Origin of the sequence: Phyllobacterium sp. SB3, from assembly GCF_040009165.1 — a bacterium.
Taxonomy (GTDB): Bacteria; Pseudomonadota; Alphaproteobacteria; order Rhizobiales; family Rhizobiaceae; genus Phyllobacterium.
This window is the reverse complement of record NZ_JBDYKI010000004.1, coordinates 574388-592692: the sequence shown is the minus strand read 5'-3', so window position 1 is coordinate 592692 and position 18305 is coordinate 574388. Positions and strand designations below refer to the sequence as shown.

Annotated in this window: 17 protein-coding genes; 10 read left to right on the top strand and 7 right to left on the bottom strand. The window is 52.9% G+C overall.

Annotated elements, in window-relative coordinates; genetic code table 11:
* Positions 1-12 precede the first annotated feature (12 nt).
* On the bottom strand, positions 13-1233 hold the full coding sequence (locus ABKW30_RS18310; RefSeq protein ID WP_348600335.1) for a PLP-dependent aminotransferase family protein: 1221 nt from the start codon (positions 1231-1233) through the stop codon (positions 13-15).
* A gap of 148 nt (positions 1234-1381) precedes the next feature.
* Positions 1382-2596, bottom strand: coding sequence for an NADP-dependent isocitrate dehydrogenase (locus ABKW30_RS18305; RefSeq protein WP_348600334.1), 1215 nt, complete (start codon positions 2594-2596; stop codon positions 1382-1384).
* A gap of 284 nt (positions 2597-2880) precedes the next feature.
* Between ABKW30_RS18305 and ABKW30_RS18300 the strand changes: the two genes are divergently transcribed.
* Complete coding sequence (locus ABKW30_RS18300; RefSeq protein ID WP_348600333.1) at positions 2881-3747, top strand: RNA methyltransferase; 867 nt, start codon at positions 2881-2883, stop codon at positions 3745-3747.
* Positions 3740-4543, top strand: a complete 804-nt coding sequence (gene murI, locus ABKW30_RS18295; RefSeq protein ID WP_348600332.1) for a glutamate racemase — start codon at positions 3740-3742, stop codon at positions 4541-4543. The genes ABKW30_RS18300 and murI overlap by 8 nt, the downstream gene beginning before the upstream one ends.
* Here the strand turns inward: murI and ABKW30_RS18290 are convergent.
* Positions 4540-5577: an LLM class flavin-dependent oxidoreductase gene (locus tag ABKW30_RS18290; protein WP_348600331.1), complete on the bottom strand. Its 1038-nt coding sequence runs from the start codon at positions 5575-5577 to the stop codon at positions 4540-4542. The genes murI and ABKW30_RS18290 overlap by 4 nt on opposite strands.
* A 408-nt stretch (positions 5578-5985) precedes the next feature.
* Here ABKW30_RS18290 and ABKW30_RS18285 point away from each other — a divergent pair, with 408 nt between their 5' ends.
* Positions 5986-6624, top strand: a complete 639-nt coding sequence (locus tag ABKW30_RS18285; protein WP_348600330.1) for a LysE family translocator — start codon at positions 5986-5988, stop codon at positions 6622-6624.
* A gap of 57 nt (positions 6625-6681) precedes the next feature.
* Here the strand turns inward: ABKW30_RS18285 and rocD are convergent, their stop codons facing one another.
* Together rocD and rocF are read right to left on the bottom strand one after the other, a co-directional pair.
* Entirely contained in the window at positions 6682-7890 is a 1209-nt protein-coding gene (rocD, locus tag ABKW30_RS18280) for an ornithine--oxo-acid transaminase (protein ID WP_348600440.1), read from the bottom strand.
* Positions 7891-7914: 24 nt separating this feature from the next.
* Complete coding sequence (gene rocF, locus ABKW30_RS18275) at positions 7915-8904, bottom strand: arginase (protein WP_348600329.1); 990 nt, start codon at positions 8902-8904, stop codon at positions 7915-7917.
* Between the two features lie 132 nt (positions 8905-9036).
* Between rocF and ABKW30_RS18270 the strand changes: the two genes are divergently transcribed.
* The 6 genes from ABKW30_RS18270 to ABKW30_RS18245 all read left to right on the top strand — a co-directional run bounded on the left by ABKW30_RS18270 (position 9037) and on the right by ABKW30_RS18245 (position 15195).
* Positions 9037-9459 (top strand): Lrp/AsnC family transcriptional regulator, encoded by a 423-nt coding sequence (locus ABKW30_RS18270; protein WP_348600439.1) that lies wholly within the window; start codon positions 9037-9039, stop codon positions 9457-9459.
* A 200-nt stretch (positions 9460-9659) separates the two neighbouring features.
* Positions 9660-11054, top strand: coding sequence for an aminodeoxychorismate synthase component I (gene pabB, locus ABKW30_RS18265; protein WP_348600328.1), 1395 nt, complete (start codon positions 9660-9662; stop codon positions 11052-11054).
* Positions 11051-11653 carry an aminodeoxychorismate/anthranilate synthase component II gene (locus tag ABKW30_RS18260; RefSeq protein ID WP_348600327.1) on the top strand — a complete coding sequence of 201 codons (603 nt, stop codon included), beginning with the start codon at positions 11051-11053 and terminating at the stop codon, positions 11651-11653. Before pabB ends, ABKW30_RS18260 begins: the two co-directional genes overlap by 4 nt.
* 131 nt (positions 11654-11784) lie before the next feature.
* A complete protein-coding gene (locus tag ABKW30_RS18255) occupies positions 11785-13233 on the top strand; it encodes an aldehyde dehydrogenase family protein (protein WP_348600326.1) in 1449 nt (482 codons plus the stop codon).
* Positions 13234-13285: 52 nt separating this feature from the next.
* Positions 13286-14698, top strand: coding sequence for a magnesium transporter (gene mgtE / locus ABKW30_RS18250; RefSeq protein ID WP_348600325.1), 1413 nt, complete (start codon positions 13286-13288; stop codon positions 14696-14698).
* A gap of 110 nt (positions 14699-14808) precedes the next feature.
* Complete coding sequence (locus tag ABKW30_RS18245; protein ID WP_040856683.1) at positions 14809-15195, top strand: MerR family DNA-binding transcriptional regulator; 387 nt, start codon at positions 14809-14811, stop codon at positions 15193-15195.
* A gap of 5 nt (positions 15196-15200) precedes the next feature.
* On the opposite strand, the gene ABKW30_RS18240 is transcribed toward ABKW30_RS18245, so the two are convergent.
* On the bottom strand, positions 15201-16172 hold the full coding sequence (locus ABKW30_RS18240) for a DUF1624 domain-containing protein (protein ID WP_348600324.1): 972 nt from the start codon (positions 16170-16172) through the stop codon (positions 15201-15203).
* Between the two features lie 200 nt (positions 16173-16372).
* Between ABKW30_RS18240 and ABKW30_RS18235 the strand changes: the two genes are divergently transcribed.
* On the top strand, positions 16373-17572 hold the full coding sequence (locus ABKW30_RS18235; RefSeq protein WP_348600323.1) for an MFS transporter: 1200 nt from the start codon (positions 16373-16375) through the stop codon (positions 17570-17572).
* On the opposite strand, the gene ABKW30_RS18230 is transcribed toward ABKW30_RS18235, so the two are convergent.
* Positions 17567-18268, bottom strand: a complete 702-nt coding sequence (locus ABKW30_RS18230) for a DUF599 family protein (protein WP_348600322.1) — start codon at positions 18266-18268, stop codon at positions 17567-17569. The genes ABKW30_RS18235 and ABKW30_RS18230 overlap by 6 nt on opposite strands.
* Positions 18269-18305: the final 37 nt, after the last annotated feature.

The following is an 18305-nucleotide window of genomic DNA, read 5'->3' as shown; positions in this document are numbered from 1 at the left end:
GATATGCTGCGATTAGACCACTGACTGGCTCTTGATGAGCTGACCCAGACGAGACATGCCAGTGTCGATAGCTTCGGCGTCCGGCAAGGAATAATTCAGCCGGATCGTATTTTTGCCTGTACCGTCTGCATGGAAGGCAGATCCCGGCACGAACGCAACTTGTATTTCCTTGATCGACTTTGCCAAAAGCTCAGCACCATCCATGTGCTCGGGAAGGGTCATCCAGACAAACATGCCACCTTCCGGCTTTGTCCATGTCACGCCGTCCGGCATGTAGCGCTGTAGAGCCTGCAACATGTAATCCCGTCGCTTCCTATAGCTGTCACGGGCCTTATTGACCTGCTGGTCGAAATGCCGCTCGGCCACATGGTGAATGACCATCTGGTTGATCGTGGGACTATGGAGATCGGCGGCCTGTTTTATCAGAACCAGCTTGGAGATAATGGGCTTCGCCGCACATACCCAACCGACGCGCAAACCCGGCGTCAGGGTTTTTGAGAAGCTACCCGAATAAATCACCCGCGTTTTATCGATGTCACCCTGACGTTCAATATCGAGGGCGAGCATGGAGGGCGCGTTTTCGCCATCAAAGCGAAGTGATCTATAAGCCGCATCTTCGATGAGCGGGATATCCAGCTCATGGGCCAGTTCAATCAGCTTCACACGTTCGGCGCGTGCGATCGTTTCACCGGTAGGATTGGAGAAATCGGCAGTTAGATAGGCAAGTTTGACTTCGCCGCCAGCTTTCTCCGCATTCTTTTTGTATTCGGCAGGCGTCGTGTTGCCACCCTCGGGCGTCAACCGGTCATAATGTGGCTCATAGGCGTTGAATGCCTGCAACGCGCCGAGATAAGTCGGCCAAGTTGTGAGTATGGTATCTCCCGGGGAGATGAACAGCTTTCCTATATAGTCGAGCGCCTGTTGCGAGCCAGTCGTGATGATAATGTTGTCGATGGAACATTCAACGCCAAGCGCTGCCATATGGTGCACAAGCCATTCACGCAATGGCTTGTAGCCCTCACTGACTGAGTATTGTAGTGCCGCACCGGCATTCTCACTCAGGATGGAGTTGTATGCTTCCTGAATTGCATCTTTAGGGAATAGCGCAGGATCGGGTATGCCACCGGCAAAAGAAATAATGCCCGGCTGATCGAGGAGCTTGAGCAGTTCGCGAACTTCGGACGCCCGCATGTTGCTGATCCGGGTTGAATACCTGTCGTTGCGATCGCTCATTTTTTCCTCCACATTTTGCGGGCACTCGACTGCAAAACGAATTATATGTCAATAATGCTGTCTTATATTTATTGCTGCGGAGCGTAAAATATCCGCTTAACAAAAAGCCCCGGCAAAACCGGGGCTTTTTCGTTGTTCTCTTGCGCTATCAGGCAGCCATTGCCTTTGTCAGGTTCTCGCTGATTTTGTCGAGAAAGCCTGTTGTCGAAAGCCAAGGCTGATCCGGGCCGATGAGGAGCGCCAGATCCTTGGTCATGTAGCCTGACTCAACAGTGTCAACGCAGACCTTTTCGAGCGTATTGGCGAAGCGGTCGAGCTCAGCATTGCCATCGAGCTTGGCGCGGTGCGCGAGACCACGTGTCCAGGCAAAGATTGATGCAATGGAGTTTGTCGACGTTTCCTGACCCTTTTGATGCTGGCGGTAGTGACGGGTCACCGTTCCGTGGGCAGCTTCAGCTTCAACTGTCTGGCCATCTGGAGTCATGAGAACGGAAGTCATGAGACCGAGTGAACCGAAGCCCTGTGCAACGATGTCGGACTGAACGTCGCCATCGTAGTTCTTGCACGCCCACACGTAGCCACCGGACCACTTCAATGCGGATGCGACCATGTCGTCTATCAGGCGATGCTCATAGCTGATCTTCTTTTCCGCAAACTTGTCCTTGAATTCTGTATCGAAGACTTCCTGAAAAATGTCCTTGAAGCGGCCGTCATAGGCCTTGAGAATTGTGTTCTTGGTTGACAAATAGCAAGGAACGCTGCGGTTGTAGGCATAGTTCAGCGAAGCACGTGCAAAGTCGCGGATGGAATCGTCAAGATTGTACATGGCCATGGCGACACCAGCGCTTGGCGCATCATAAACGTCATGCTCGATAGTCTGGCCATCTTCACCGACAAACTTGATCGAAAGCTTGCCTTTGCCGGGGAATTTGAAATCGGTTGCGCGATACTGATCGCCGAATGCGTGACGGCCAACGATGATTGGCTGTGTCCAACCGGGAACCAGACGAGGAACGTTCTTGGCAATGATTGGTTCGCGGAAAATTACGCCGCCGAGAATGTTGCGGATCGTGCCGTTAGGCGACTTCCACATCTTCTTGAGGCCAAATTCTTCAACGCGCTGTTCATCAGGAGTAATCGTCGCGCACTTAACGCCCACGCCATACTGCTTGATCGCGTTTGCAGCATCGATCGTGACCTGATCGTCAGTTGCATCGCGATGTTCCATGCCCAGATCATAATATTTCAAATCGATATCGAGGTAAGGATGGATCAGCTTTTCCTTGATATACTGCCAGATGATGCGTGTCATCTCATCGCCATCGAGTTCGACAACCGGATTTGCAACCTTGATCTTTGCCATGAATATTGGGCCTCTTTTTTGCCGGGTTTGGGATGCCAGCCTTGGTTTGATTGAGGGTTCGCGCCCCTATAGCACCGGAAAACAGATACGCAAAGACGCTCTCATGCGGTTTCGCGCAAACAGCCGCATTGCATTACTGCGCCACGCGTCTTTTTGGGCGCGTATAGGACGCAGTAACACTTTTAAATGCGCAAAATCCCTATCCAAAAACCAAAATGAGATTTTTGGGGTTTTGCGGAAAAAAAACGCGAGCTATTACGGCGCGATCAACGCAAGGATTGAAAATGGCCGGAACTGACAGACAGCGCACCCTTATTGCGGAAGGCCCGGCAATTATTCTGGTCGAACCGCAATTGCCGGAGAACATCGGCATGGTGGCTCGTGCAATGGCTAACTTTGGTCTGGCAGAGTTGAGGCTGGTCAAGCCGCGCGAAGAGTTTCCGAATGAAAAGGCCCGCTCCGCAGCGAGCCGGGCAGATCACATTATCGATAACGCGCGCGTTTTTGACGATCTGGCTTCTGCCATAAAGGATTTGCATTTTGTTTATGCGACAACGGCGCGGGAGCGCGACGCTTTTAAACAGGTGCGCGGTCCTGTGGAAGCAGGACAGATTTTGCGGCAGCGCTTCAATAATGATGAAAAAACCGGAATTCTGTTCGGGCGTGAACGCTTCGGCCTCAACAATGACGAAATCAGCCTTGCTGATGAGCTTGTAACATTTCCGGTCAATCCGGCTTTTTCGTCACTGAATATAGCGCAGGCAGTGCTCCTCATGTCCTATGAGTGGATGAAATCAGGTCTTGCAAACGAAACTGATACCGCCTTTCGTGGTCCGGAACTTGAACCTGCTCCCAAGGAACAATTGCAAGGCTTTTTCAATCATCTGGAAGATGCGCTCCAGGCACGCGGCTATTTCCGCCCCATGGCGCGCAAGGAAATCATGGTCAATAATCTGCGCGGTGTGCTCACAAGGGCAGGATTCTCTGAATCCGAACTGCGGCTGTTGCGCGGAGTTGTTGTTTCCTTGGATTATTTCAGCCCGAAAACCCCGCGCGGTTCGGGAGCGCCTGAGGGGCGCAAGCGGGAAAAGTCTCTGCCATCAGAAAATGAAGCTCAAATCTCGGACAAGGATTCGTCAGGCGATGAATAATGCGACAGGCGACAGGCCAATTATTGCTTTTGACAGCGGTATTGGCGGTCTCACGGTCTTGCGCGAGGCGAGGGTGCTCATCCCGGATCGCCGCTTTGTCTACATCGCTGATGATGCCGGTTTTCCTTACGGCGATTGGGAAGAGGAAGCGTTGAAGCAACGCATCGTCGGGCTTTTTGATGGTTTCATCAGAACCTATGATCCCGAGATCGTCATCATACCGTGCAATACGGCATCGACACTTGTGCTTGAGGATTTACGCAAAGCATTTCCGCATGTTCCATTTGTGGGCACCGTTCCAGCGATAAAACCTGCGGCGGAGCGCACATCTTCGGGTTTGATTAGTGTACTGGCAACTCCGGGTACCGTTAAACGTGCTTATACGCGTGATCTCATTCAGTCATTTGCCACGAAATGTCATGTGAGGCTTGTTGGCAGCCAAACGCTTGCCCGCATGGCAGAAGCACATATGCGTGGTGAAAAGCTGGATGATGCGGCGTTGCTGGATGAAATCATGCCTTGCTTCTACGAGAAGGATGGCAAGCGTACCGACATCGTGGTGCTGGCCTGTACCCATTATCCATTTCTCGTGAATGTATTCCGGCGTCTTGCACCTTGGCCGGTGGATTGGCTCGATCCTGCCGAAGCCATTGCCCGCCGTGCCGTTTCGCTGCTCAAACCCAACCCGGAAGGCATTGAGCCGGAACACGGCGACGATATCGCCGTGTTCACTTCAGGGAAGCCGGATTTTCAAACGCGTCGGCTGTTGCAGGGTTTTGGACTGGATACGATCTAGACCGTGGCCAGTTCCTTGCGGATGATCGGCGCAACCTTGGTGCCGTAAAGCTCGATTGCTTTCAGCGTATTTTTATGTGGCAGGCTACCAAGATCGATTTGCAACATGAAGCGGTCATGCTTGAAATAAGTGTGTTGAATCATAATCTTATCGATTATCTCCTGCGGAGAACCAACGAGAAGAGCGCCGCGTGGCGTGCGTCCGGCTTCATACTGAGCACGGTTGCTCGGTGGCCAACCGCGTTCACGGCCGATCTTATTCATCACCACTTCGTAGGACGGCCAATACTCGTCAGAGGCAGCCTGCGAACTATCAGCCACATAACCATGCGAGTTGATGCTGACCTTTAGTGTTTCCGGTGAATGACCGGCTTTCGCTCCGGACTCGCGATAAAGCTCAACCAAAGGCGCAAAGCGATGCGGTTCACCGCCAATAATCGCAACAGCAAGCGGTAATCCAAGCGTTCCGGCTCTGATAACTGACTCCGGTGTTCCGCCAACGGCAATCCAAACTGGCAGGGGATTTTGCATCGGACGAGGATAGACGCCGAGATTATCGAGCGGGGCCCGCAATTTACCGCGCCAAGTTACCCGCTCACTTTCCCGCAGTTTCAGCAGAAGATCGAGCTTTTCCGTAAAGAGCTCGTCGTAATCATGCAAATCATAGCCAAATAGCGGAAAAGATTCGATAAAAGAGCCCCGGCCAGCCATGATTTCGGCACGTCCCGACGAGATCAGATCGAGTGTCGCATACTCCTGAAACACGCGGACCGGGTCTTCTGAACTGAGCACGGTTACGGCACTGGTGAGCCGAATATTCTTCGTTCGAGCAGCACCGGCCGCCAAGGCAACAGCAGGTGTGGAGATGACAAAGTCTGGACGATGGTGCTCGCCAATACCAAATACATCCAGACCGACCTGATCGGCGAGTTCCATCTCTTCAAGTAGATTCTGCATTCTTTGATGGGCATCAATGGCCACACCTGTTGCAGGATCGGGGCTCATGCCGGCAAATGTATAAAGACCAAGTTCCATGATTTTGCTCTACAATTTCTGACTGGAACTTAGGTAAGCTTAGTGCTCAGCCTTGTGAAGAACGCACGTTTCAGTGTCCGAGGCACTAAAAGGATACCGAATTGGTAAGTTCAACTCGCCACACCAAAATTTCGCGTGCAGGTTACAGTTTTGCTCCAAAAATCGACGGTTTTTCTCGTATTTTGCTTGTTAATGCTGGAAAAGACCGAATGTTTGCTCCGGTTCTCAGTCGGGCAGCGGAAATTTGCTGGTATGATCAGCCGAACATGTCACGGTGACAGTTTTCGCTGATGACTAACTCTCATTCTTTTGTCAGATAAGGCAAGGACCGCCACCGTCTGGAAGATCAAAACTCTGCTACGGTGGGGTGCTACCTACTGGTGTAATGTGGCGAGGATAGCGACGCAAATGAGTTGGTCAGTAATATTTGCATTCATGATAACGGCGACACTTTTGGTTACGTCGCCGGGTCCAAACGGGATGTTGATTGCCAAGACAGTTCCGACCTCCGGACGGACAGCAGGCTTTGCGAATATCGCGGGTTTTTTCACCGCCTTTTACATTCACGGTGCCCTGTCGATTTTAGGCATTTCCATCATCGTCATGAAATCTGCAACAGCATTCATGATCGTCAAATATGTCGGTGTAGCCTATTTATGCTGGATTGGAATAAAGGCGCTGATCGCTGCATTTAAAGGCGTCGAGACCGCGCCAAAAATTGCCCCGGCCAAACGTCAGCGCACTCTCGTCAAAGCTTTCTTTGAAGGGCTATTGACCAATGGCCTGAACCCCAAAGTGTCGATGTTTTATCTGGCAGTTTTTCCGCAGTTCATTCCGTTGAATGCTCATCCGGTAGCCTCGGCATTTCTGCTCGTATTTCTGCATTCTATGATCAACATCGTCTGGTTTGGCGCAATTGTCATGCTGTTCTCAAAGCTGACAGCTTTCACACGGCAGGGGAAATTCCAGCGTTGGCTTAAAGGTGTGACCGGCGTTGTTTTTATCGGTTTCGGCCTAAAGTTGGCCACTTATAAACCGGCCATTTGAAACTCATGGAAATTGCTCTGCGCAATTCGTGGCGCAGAGCAGGTTTTCGCTCACGTATCAGTTTAGACGTGTAAGCACGTCGTCAAACTGTTCGAGCGCCCAATCGACCTGTTCGCGATTGATGACCAGCGGCGGGGCAATGCGGATCGTGTCGCCATGGGTGTCCTTGGCCAGAATGCCGCGGGCTTTCAGTTCATAGCAGAAGCGGTTTGCTCCGCCAGCTTCAGGATGCAGCTCGACGGCCAGCATCAGGCCGCGTCCCCGCACTTCCCGAACAATATTGCTGCGGATGCCTTTGAGCTGCTCAAGGAAATACTGGCCTTCCACCCTTGAGTTCTCAATCATGCCCTCTTCGGTCAAAACGCGCAGGGCGGCTCTGGCAATCGCACAAGCCAGCGGGTTGCCGCCAAATGTGCTGCCATGCTGACCGGGCTTCAGAACACCTAGAACATCGGTATTGGAGAGAACGGCTGACACTGGATAAAAACCGCCTGAAAGCGCTTTGCCGATCAAGGTCACGTCGGCCTCAATGCCTTCATGCTCTTCAGCAAGCAATGTTCCGGTACGGCCAAGCCCAGTTTGAATCTCATCAAGGATCAGCGTGACGTTGTTGCTGGTGCAAAGCTCGCGCACCTTGGTGAAATAGCCTGTCGGCGGAATGATTACGCCAGCTTCACCCTGAATAGGTTCCACAAGGAAGGCTACGGTGTTTGGAGTGAGCGCGGCACTGAAAGCGTCAATATCGCCGAAGGGAACGACCTTGAAGCCGGGAGCAAACGGGCCGAAATTCTCGCGCGCTGAAGGGTCGGTACTGAAACCGACGATACCCATGGTGCGGCCATGGAAGTTGTCCGAGCAAACGATGATCTCCGCCTGATTTTCCGGAACGCCCTTTACCTCATAGCCCCACTTACGTACGGCTTTGATCGCTGTCTCCACTGCTTCCGCGCCGCTGTTCATCGGCAGGATTTTATGTGAGCCGGTCAGTGCGGCCAGCTCTTCATAAAACAGGGCAAGCTGGTCATTGCGGAAGGCGCGGGACGTGAGAGTCAGTTTGCTTGCCTGTTCGGTCATTGCTTTGAGAATTTTTGGATGGCAATGACCCTGATTGACCGCGGAGTAGGCTGAAAGGCAATCGAGATAACGGTTGCCCTCAATATCCCAGACATGCACGCCTTCGCCGCGTTCCAGTACCACGTCGAGGGGTTTGTAATTATGTGCCCCAAGGCGGGATTCTGTGGAAATGAGATCGGCGGCTGTGTGCAGCAAAATATCCTCCTATTGCCGTAATCAAACGTTGCTGGCGTTTATGCTCTGGTCAACGCGGTTTGGTTTTCCGAAAACTGAGCGGCCGAAAAGGCTGGCCACGAGATCGACGAGCAGCAGGGCACTCTTGCCGCGCTCGTCGAGAAATGGATTTAGCTCAACAAGATCAAGCGAGCAGACGACACCGGAATCGTGAAGCATTTCCATGACAAGATGGGCTTCGCGGTACGTTGCGCCACCGGGAACAGTGGTGCCAACACCGGGCGCAATTGAAGGATCGATAAAGTCGACGTCGAAACTGACATGCAGAACGCCATTGGCTTTTTGGACGCGTTCAAGGATGCGGCGCAGAAGTGGTGCGACACCGAATTCATCTATCTGGCGCATATCGACAACATCAATGCCACGTTCGCGCAGAAGAACACGCTCGGTGCCATCAATCGAGCGTATGCCGAAGAGATGCAGATTCTCCGGCTTGACGAAACCGTGCGGCTCATCACCAAAAACACCTTCAAGACCGGGCTCTCGGCATAGGAGCGCCAGAGGCATGCCGTGCATATTTCCCGAAGGAGAAGTGGCAGGCGTGTTGAAATCGGAATGCGCATCAAGCCAGAGCACGAAAAGCTCGCGGTTCTGCTCTTCACAATAGCGCGCAATGCCGCCAACCGAACCTATGGAAAGGCTATGATCGCCGCCAAGAATGATCGGAAAGGAACCGGATTTCATTGCGTCATAAGTCTCGACGGCCAGCATACGCGACCATGCAGCAATTTCCTCAATGAAATGGGCAAGGCCATTAACCGGCGGGACAACCGGCAATATTTCGGGAAGACGCAAATCACCTCGATCTTTTGCCGCATGACCTAGTTCTTCAAGGGTTCGAACAAGACCTGCGGTGCGCAGAGCGGCGGGGCCCATGAGCGCACCAAGTCGGCCTGCACCTTCTTCGATCGGGGCACCGATGATGGTCAGGTCCTGTTTTTGATTGTCTTCGAAATTGCCGTGCATGTTCATTAATCGTCGCCGTTTCGGAAATTGGAATGAATAGATGGTCGCATTTTTCCGCGGTGACAAAAAGCCAGCATCTTGATAGAAATGCGCAGCTTAATGCGCAATTTGCTCAATCAGTTTGATCGGTTTGTAAACATGGATGATATTGATCGCAGGCTTTTGTCACTAATGAGAGATGATTGCCGTTTGCCGGTTTCGTCGATGGCGACGATTCTGGGCATATCGCGCGCTACCGTGCGAACTCGCATCGACAAGATGACAAATGATGGGACAATTCAGGGCTTCACGATAACCTTGAAGCCCGGCGCTGGTGTTTACGGCGTGCGCGCCATCGCCATGATTGAAGTTGCCGGGCAGGGTGGTGAGAAGGTGATCCGCCGCCTACAGGGTTTCCCGGAAATCCGTGCGATGCATACCACCAATGGCCGCTGGGATATTGTCGCGGAAATCGAGGTCGAGACGCTGGAAGCCTTTGACAGGACATTGCGTGACATTCGCCACATTGACGGAATCACTTCGACTGAGACAAGTATTCTGCTCGCAACGCGTAAGAGCTGAGTGATTTGGGCTCAGTATTCAATCTTTGGCTGTTACAGTAAGTCTGTGCGTGGTTCGACGGGGCTCACCATGAGGAAGGTGGGGACTGTAAAGTAGTTCTGTACACCGGGTGTTCTTGAGACTGAAGCCCATCAACCTTCCTCATGGTGAGCCCCGTCGAACCACGCACAATTTTACTGTCGCGCTAACAGGAGAGCTATTTGCATATTCGTGAAATTCCCTGGCTGGAGCCTGTTGATGCTGCTGAAAGCTTGCGGGCACTCGGGGGATTGAGCTTTCTCGACAGTGCAATGCGCCACGACACGCTGGGGCGATATTCCTACGTAGCGGCCGATCCTTTTGGACGGCTCGTTGCTGATAAGGGTGCTGTAAAATGGAATGGTGACTTGGTGGATATGGCGTTGCCGGAGGCCATTTCGCACTACCTCCAGCTATATCGCACAGAGGATCAAGCCGGATTGCCGCCATTTCAGGCAGGCGCCATAGGCTATTTTTCTTATGAATTCGGACGCTTGCTCGAACGTCTGCCGCAACCGGAGGTGCCAGCGCAAGGTGCTATGCCTGATGCCGTATGGAACTTTTATGATGTCGTGCTGGCATTTGACCACAGGGAACAAAAAGTCTGGCTGATTTCGACCGGGTTTCCGGAGTTAGATGAAGCTTCCCGCGTGAAACGCAGTGAAGAGCGTGCCGCATTGTTCATGAACCGGATTGCTACCGGGGGAGAAGGCAATACGAGTCGGGTACCAGCAATTAAACGTGACGCCTGGCGCTCCAATTTTGACCGCGAAAGCTATATGCGGGCCGTCACACAGGTTGTTGAGTATATTTTGGACGGCGATATTTTTCAGGCGAACATAGCACAGTGTTTCAGTGCTGATCTTCCAGAAAATTACGCGCCATGGCACTTCTACAAGCAACTGCGCCAGAAAAACGCTTCGACTTTTGCAGCATTTATCGAGCACGACGACATTGTTATAGCGTCGAGTTCGCCGGAGCGATTTCTTTGTGTAAAGGGCAAAGATGTCGAGACGCGACCAATCAAGGGCACGATGCCACGCTCTGCTGATCCGGTGGAAGATAAACGCCTTGCAGATGTACTTTTGGAGTCAGAAAAGGATCGCGCCGAGAATCTCATGATTGTCGACCTGATGCGAAATGACCTGTCGCGCGTCTGTCGTCCGCATTCCGTTCTGACGCCTGTGCTCTGTGGTTTGGAAACCTATGCCAGTGTTCATCATCTGGTTTCGGTGGTGACGGGTGAATTGGCTAAAGACAAGTCCTTGGCCGATCTTATAGCCGCTTCATTCCCCGGCGGTTCAATAACCGGCGCGCCGAAACTGCGTGCCATGGAGATTATCACCCAGATCGAGCGGCAGGCACGGGGCATTTATTGCGGTTCAATAGGCTATCTGGCGTTCAACGGTAATTTCGATAGCAATATCGGGATACGGACAGTGCTGTTTCAGGGCGGAAAGGCAGTTTTTCAAGCTGGAGGGGGGATTACAGCCTTATCCGACCCTGCGGCTGAATATCAGGAAACCCTCGATAAGGCAGCGCGCATCTTCAATGTTTTTGAAAGCGATGCGCCATGATCCTGATCATCGATAATTACGATTCGTTTGTTTTTACGGTTTCACGCTATTTCGCCGAACTGGGCGCGGTAACAAAAGTCGTTCGCAACGATGCCATAACAGTTGAAGACGTGAGGCAACTGGCCCCGGAAGCAATCATCCTGTCACCGGGGCCTTGCGGGCCGCATGAGGCAGGGCAGTCCATGCCCATTGTCGAGCATCTGAGTGGAGAAATTCCCATACTTGGCATATGCCTTGGTCATCAATGTATCGGTGAAGTGTTTGGCGGGCGGGTGGTGCGTGCATGCGAGCCGATGCATGGACGCTCTTCGGCAATTCAGCATGATGGCACAGGCGTCTTCAAGGGCCTGCCTAGCCCTTTCAAAGCGGGTCGTTATCATTCCCTGATCGTCGACTATGAAGAGCAGGAGGGGCCTTTATTGATTACTGCACGGTCAGGTTCCGGAGAAATCATGGGATTGGCCCATACCAGCCATCCAACGCATGGGGTTCAATTTCACCCGGAATCCGTACTGACGGAATATGGTCACGCCATTCTCGGAAATTTCCTGCGGCTGGCGCGACAATTCAACCGAGAACAAATAAAGGTTGCGCCGTAATTTTCGCCTCTTTGTTCGATATTCCTGTTGGCCGTTGCAACGATCCTCGCTACACACACATTACAGTAACAGCCGATCACAGACGGCCTGTTAAAATTGCCCTTCTAAAACAAATCAGCAGGAGACAGATCATGCTTCGCAAGACCGATTTCTATATTGATGGAAAATGGATAGCTCCGGTTGTCGCTAAAGAGCTTGAAGTGATCAATCCTGCCGATGAACAGGCTTTCGCAACGATATCCATCGGTTCTGCCGCTGATGTGGACAAGGCGGTTGTTGCAGCACGCAAAGCATTCACAAGCTGGAGTGTCAGCAGCCGCGAAGAGCGTGTCGCCTGGCTGGATCGCCTGATCGCAGTTTACGAGTCGCGTCTATCCGACATGGCCAAGGCAATTTCGTCTGAAATGGGCGCGCCCATGACGATGGCATTGGAAGAGCAAGCTGCTTCCGGTATGGGCCATTTGAAGGCATTTCAGCGCGCCCTGAAGAATTTTGAGTTCGAGCGTCCGCTCGATGCTCACAACAAGAATGTTCGTATTGCCTATGAGGCGATTGGTGTCTGCGGGCTGATAACCCCTTGGAACTGGCCGATGAATCAGGTGGTTCTGAAAGTTGTGCCTGCTATTGCTGCCGGTTGCACGGTTATCCTGAAGCCATCGGAAATTGCACCGATGTCCTCAATGTTGTTTGCGGAAATCGTTGACGCTTCTGATTTGCCTGCTGGTGTGTTCAATCTCGTCAACGGCGATGGCCCAACCGTAGGTGAAGCGATGTCACGTCATCCCGGCATCGACATGATGTCGTTCACCGGCTCCACAAGGGCGGGTATTGCTGTGACGAAAGCTGCTGCCGATACAGTGAAGCGCGTTTCGCTGGAACTGGGCGGCAAGTCGCCGAACATCGTTTTTGCGGATTCGGATGTTGAGGCAGCGGTAAAGCGTGGTGTTTCGCATGTTTTCAACAATACGGGGCAATCCTGCAACGCACCGACACGCATGCTGGTGGAACGCTCGGTCTATGACAAAGCGACTGAGGTTGCTGCTGCGACAGCCAAGGCCACCAAGGTTGGTGATCCGGCGCAGGACGGCGATCATATGGGACCGCTGGTGTCTGAGCTTCAGTTCAACAAGGTTCAAGGCCTGATAGAGCAGGGCATCAAGGAAGGCGCGCGGCTTATCGCTGGCGGCACCGGACGGCCTGAAGGCTTCAACCGCGGCTATTATGTGCGGCCGACGGTCTTTGCTGATGTGAACAATGACATGGTTATCGCACGGGAAGAGATTTTCGGACCGGTTCTGGCGATGATCCCGTTCGATACGGAAGAAGAGGCTGTCGAAATCGCCAATGACACGCCCTATGGTCTGGCAGCCTATGTCCAGTCCGGGGACGTGGAACGTATCAAGCGCGTGTCGAAACAGCTACGGGCAGGGATGGTGCGTATCAATGGCGCCAGCCATGCGGCGGATGCACCTTTCGGTGGCTACAAGCAGTCCGGGATAGGCCGCGAGGGCGGGCATTGGGGGCTAGAAGACTTCCTCGAAGTCAAGGCCATAAGCGGCTGGGAAGACAGCGCCGCCTGAACCGGATATTGCCTGAACTACGATTGATGCCAGCCAGACGGGTGCGGACAGAATGGATGAAACAGAACGCCAACCCAATGCCGCTCCCGAGGTTGAGGAAGCGGACATCTATGGTGAAGACGGTGCGGTCCGCTCGTCTTACCTAGCTAGGGTCGGTGCGGCTATTGCCGACCGCGATGTTCTGTTTCTGCGTTCGCATGTCGGCAAGCTGCATCAATCCGAACTGGGTCACGTTCTGGAAGCCCTGCAGACCGAACAGCGCCGCGCGCTCATCGAACTGCTTGGGGATGAGTTCGACTTTGCATCGCTGACCGAGGTGGACGAAGCCGTCCGCCTCGAAATCGTCGATGCCATGCCGAACAGGCAGATTGCCGAGGCGGTTCAGGACCTCGATTCCGATGATGCCGTCTACATTCTGGAAGATCTCGATCAGGAAGATCGCGACGAGATTTTGGCGCAGTTGCCGTTCACTGAACGCGTCCGCCTGCGTCGCTCGCTTGGCTATCCGGAAGAGACGGCCGGTCGGCGTATGCAGACCGAATTTGTGGCCGTGCCACCATTCTGGACAGTCGGGCAGACCATCGACTACATGCGTGAAAATGCTGATCTGCCGGAATCCTTTTCGCAGATTTTCGTTATTGATCCGATGTTTCGCCTGCTCGGAGCAATTGATCTCGACCGTATTTTGCGCACCCGCCGCGATACGAAGATCGAAGAGATCATGCATGAAACACGCCATGCCATTCCGGCGACAATGGATCAGGAAGAAGCCGCGCAGATATTCGAGCAGTACGATCTCTTGTCTGCCGCCGTCGTGGATGAAAATGAGCGGCTTGTCGGTGTTCTGACTATTGAGAACATCGTCGACGTTATTCAGGAAGAAGCCGAGGAAGACATATTGCGCCTCGGTGGTGTCGGTGACGAAGAGCTTTCCGACTCCGTACTTTCAACATCGCGCTCACGCACCCCGTGGCTGGTGGTCAATCTGTTCACCGCGTTTATCTCCGCTTCGGTTATCGGACTTTTCGATGGGACGATCCAGCAGATGGTGGCGCTCGCCGTTCTCATGCCGATTGTTGCCTCCATGGGGGGCAATGCAGGCACACAAACCATGACCGTTACAGTGCGCGCGCTCGCGACACGCGACATGGATATCTACAATGCCGGACGTATTATCCGACGCGAGGCATCTGTTGGCCTCATAAACGGCGTCGTTTTTGCTATTCTGATAGGGCTGGTGGCTGGCTTCTGGTTCAGCAGCGTCAACCTTGGCGGGATTATCGCTTCTGCGATGGTCATAAATATGCTGGCCGCCGCTCTTGGGGGGATTCTTATCCCGCTGCTGCTGCACAGGTTCGGCGCCGACCCCGCAATTGCCTCGGCAGTCTTTGTCACAACAATCACCGATGTCGTTGGATTCTCATCATTTCTCGGGCTCGCAACCTGGTGGTTCGGCTTCAACTAACAGTGTTATGCACCAAAGTTTTCAACCGAGAACAATCGTTCAATTGACTTTTACGTAAATTCGTGAACAAAACATTCAATCGGTTAAAGAGAGAATGATCTGTGTCTGCCATTCGCGAATATTACTCAATTACGGAATTGACACGGGAATTCGGTGTTTCGACCCGCACATTACGCTTTTACGAAGATGAAGGGCTGATCCATCCGGTACGCCGTGGCCGGACGCGTCTGTTTCGCCCGTCTGACCGTCATTTGCTCAAGCAGATACTTCGCGGCAAGCGCCTTGGCTTTTCGATCAGTGAGATTCAGGAAATAATCCAGATGTACAAGGCACCGCCCGGTGAGCTTGGACAAATTCACCTGATGATGAAGCGCGTCGAAGAAAAGCGCGGTGAGCTGCGCCAGAAGCGCCGCGACATCGAAGAAACGCTGGCAGAACTCGATCAAGTTGAAGAGGGCTGTATCGAGCGGCTCGCGGAACTCGGCGTCAACACCTAATTCCTTCAGGGCTGCATGCTTTGCTGGGTGCAAACCCCGGCTATATCCTGCATGGTCGGATCGCTCTGGTTGCGCTTTCCTGAAAACAACTCGTCAAAGATACCCGCTGTTTCTGTCTCGCCGATTACGCAATCACAGAAGCGCTGGCAAAAGGCTGGATCATTATCGCTTTGGCAGCTTTGCACGCATGCTTGGCCAAACACTTCGTGCGGTGTTGCCGTTGCTGGCGGGACAATCAATGAAAGCACATAAACACAACCGATCAACACCGGCTGATGGATAAGATAAAAGGCAAGGCTATGCCTGCCGATAAAACGCAAAATTTTGTCCAGCCATTGGGGCCTGATGTTGCCGGCAAACAGTTTCAGTAAATCGAAATGCTGAAATGTTTTGGCGAGTGCCATACCGGCCAGCACGGCTCCGAACCATGGAAAAATCGGCACAAAATCATTGGAGCGAATAGCGATTTCGGAAAGCCCCAGTGGCCAGAGCCACGGCACATCAAACGTAGACGATGCCAGAAAGTGCGGCGCGGCGATGACTGCCACTGCAGCGGCCGCGATTATCAATGCCGGTAAACGCAGGAAAATCAGCCCCAGTAGGCTAGCAGCGGCGATCTGATGCAGAATGCCGAAGAACACGAAGCTGTCCGGAGTGAACTGATAGGTGGCGATGGTGATTGCCAGCGCGGCGGCGACGATCTGCGCAAGCCGGATGCCGAATGGCTGCCAGCGAATTCCATTTTTATGGGCAAGCACGAGACTGAAGCCGACCAGAACCAGAAAGGTCGAGGCGATGCAGCGGGCATAGAGTTTCCACAGGCCATGCCCGGTGGTGCCGGGTTCAAGATATCCAAAGAACTCGAAATCCCAACCCGTATGATATGTTGCCATCGCGATAAGAGCGATACCGCGCAACATGTCCAACCTGCCAAGGCGTGCCTTTACGGGAGGACTCGAAACAGCATTCTGACTCATTTTGCGGATTCTCGGATTATACAAGTTGCCGCAAGCTAGTGGAGATGATGGTCAAAATCCATGCGGTTATCACAGCTTACTCATGGCAAATTATAAAAAATCTATCGAAAGTTGCATGTCATGTCGCCTAATTGACTGCTATCGATAGATTCTCGTCCGATGCTTCCTGCGACGTACGAATCAAGCTCCAAAGTCTCATTGTGATAAATCAGGTTCGCCACCCTATCTGGATTAACACGGCCAAGCGTCCTACCGCGCGGGTATTCGCTATACTATTCGGTATCGAGTCCATGGCCCGGGCGATCATTACCAGCGTTGTGCCTATCCAGACCTATGATCTGCTGCAAAGCGAACGCAGCGTCAGTATCCTCTATACCTGCATGTCCTTGCTGGGACTTATTTCTACATTGTCGATTCCGCTATTGATCGTGCGTATTCCAAGACGCTGGGTATATACGGCAGGTTCGGTATCCTTGATGTTGGGCTGTGTTGCCTTTGCCCTCGACACGATATCGGGGCAGGCAATAGGGCTGTTCCTAAGGACTTTCGGGGCCGGAACACTCTCCATAACGCTCAGCCTCTATATAATGGATCATATCAAGAAGGGCGAACTTGTCAGGGCCGAATCCGTGCGCATGGCAACGGCAACGCTGGCTTGGACTGCCGGGCCATTCCTTGGCGTATTTCTCTATACGCGTATCGGGATGATTGCCCCGTTTCTGGTATCAATCGGCTTTTCACTACTGCTTTTGACGCTGTTTTGGTATTTCCGATTGAGCGACAATCCCGCCTTGCAAAAGGGACCAAGCCGTCCCGCCAATCCAATTGCAAATGTGCGCCGTTTCGTTGTGCAGCCAAGACTAAGGCTGGCATGGCTCATTGCTTTTTCCCGCTCCTGCTATTGGAGCACGTTCTTCGTATACGGACCGATCCTGATGGTGGCTACCGGGCAGGGTTCGCTGGCTGGTGGCATGCTCGTGTCGCTGGGCAACCTGTTCCTGCTGGGGTCGATTATCTGGGGGAAAGTCGGCATGAAGCAAGGGTTGACGCGAACAATATCCGGCGTTTTCCTCCTGTTGGCTGTTGCCCTTGTCGGTGCGGGTATTGCCGGAGAGAGCTTCCCGATGGTTGCGGCGCTCATGCTGCTTTCCGGTTCATTTTTCTGCGTAGCGCTGGATACTCTGGCATCGACAACATTCATTCGTGCCGTTCACCCGCACGAGCGGGCCCAGATGACGGCCGTATATCGAACCTATCTCGATTTTTCCGAGATACTGCCTGCGTTTTTTTACTCCATCATCCTGACATTCTTCAGTTTTGGATCGATATTTATCGCTTTGGCAGGATTGATGCTGTTCACAGCCGTGTTCGTTTGGCGATATCTGCCACGCCGCCTATGAGCCGCTGATATCCGCGTTGCGGATAAGCACGTCGCGAGCTTTTGAGAAGAACTGCCTGCGCAAGAGGACAAAGGCAACGAGCGTTGTCGTGATCATGAAAAGCACCGGATGAAGAAACCAGCCCAGATACCCAATGGAAAAGAATATGCCGCGAAGGCCGCTGTTGAAATGCTGTCCGGCCTGAATATTGATTCCCGCAGCGCGGTTTATGCCCGCGACAACCTGAGGATCATCGGGTGCCCTGTCTCGGGCCATAGGCACACTGCCGATCAGGATTGAGCAGTAGTTGAACAATCGGTAGGACCAGGCGAATTTAAAGAAGGCATAGGCAAACAGAATCAGCAGGCCAAGTATTTTTGTTTCGAACAACTGCTCAGTCGTATCGCTGATGAAGGGCAGATCGTGAAACAGGGTTAGTACACGCCCCGAGGAGTTTAGCAGACCGAAGCAGCCGCCTATTGCCAGTATCGAAGTCGAGGCAAAAAAACCTGTGCCCTGCTGCAACCCGATCATGATGCTGGTGTCAATCATGCGCAACTCGCGCGTGGCCATCGTGGCCATCCATTGCGTTCGTGCAAGGTTCATTTCAGATGTCAGTGATTTCCTGCCGGAAAAACCATGGGCGGTGATACGGGAATAGAGCGCCCAGACAGCGAAAAAATATACGAGAGCAAGAACGTCGAGCCAATAGGACATATTCGGGGTACTTACCTTTTTGCCACTCTGTAGTAAC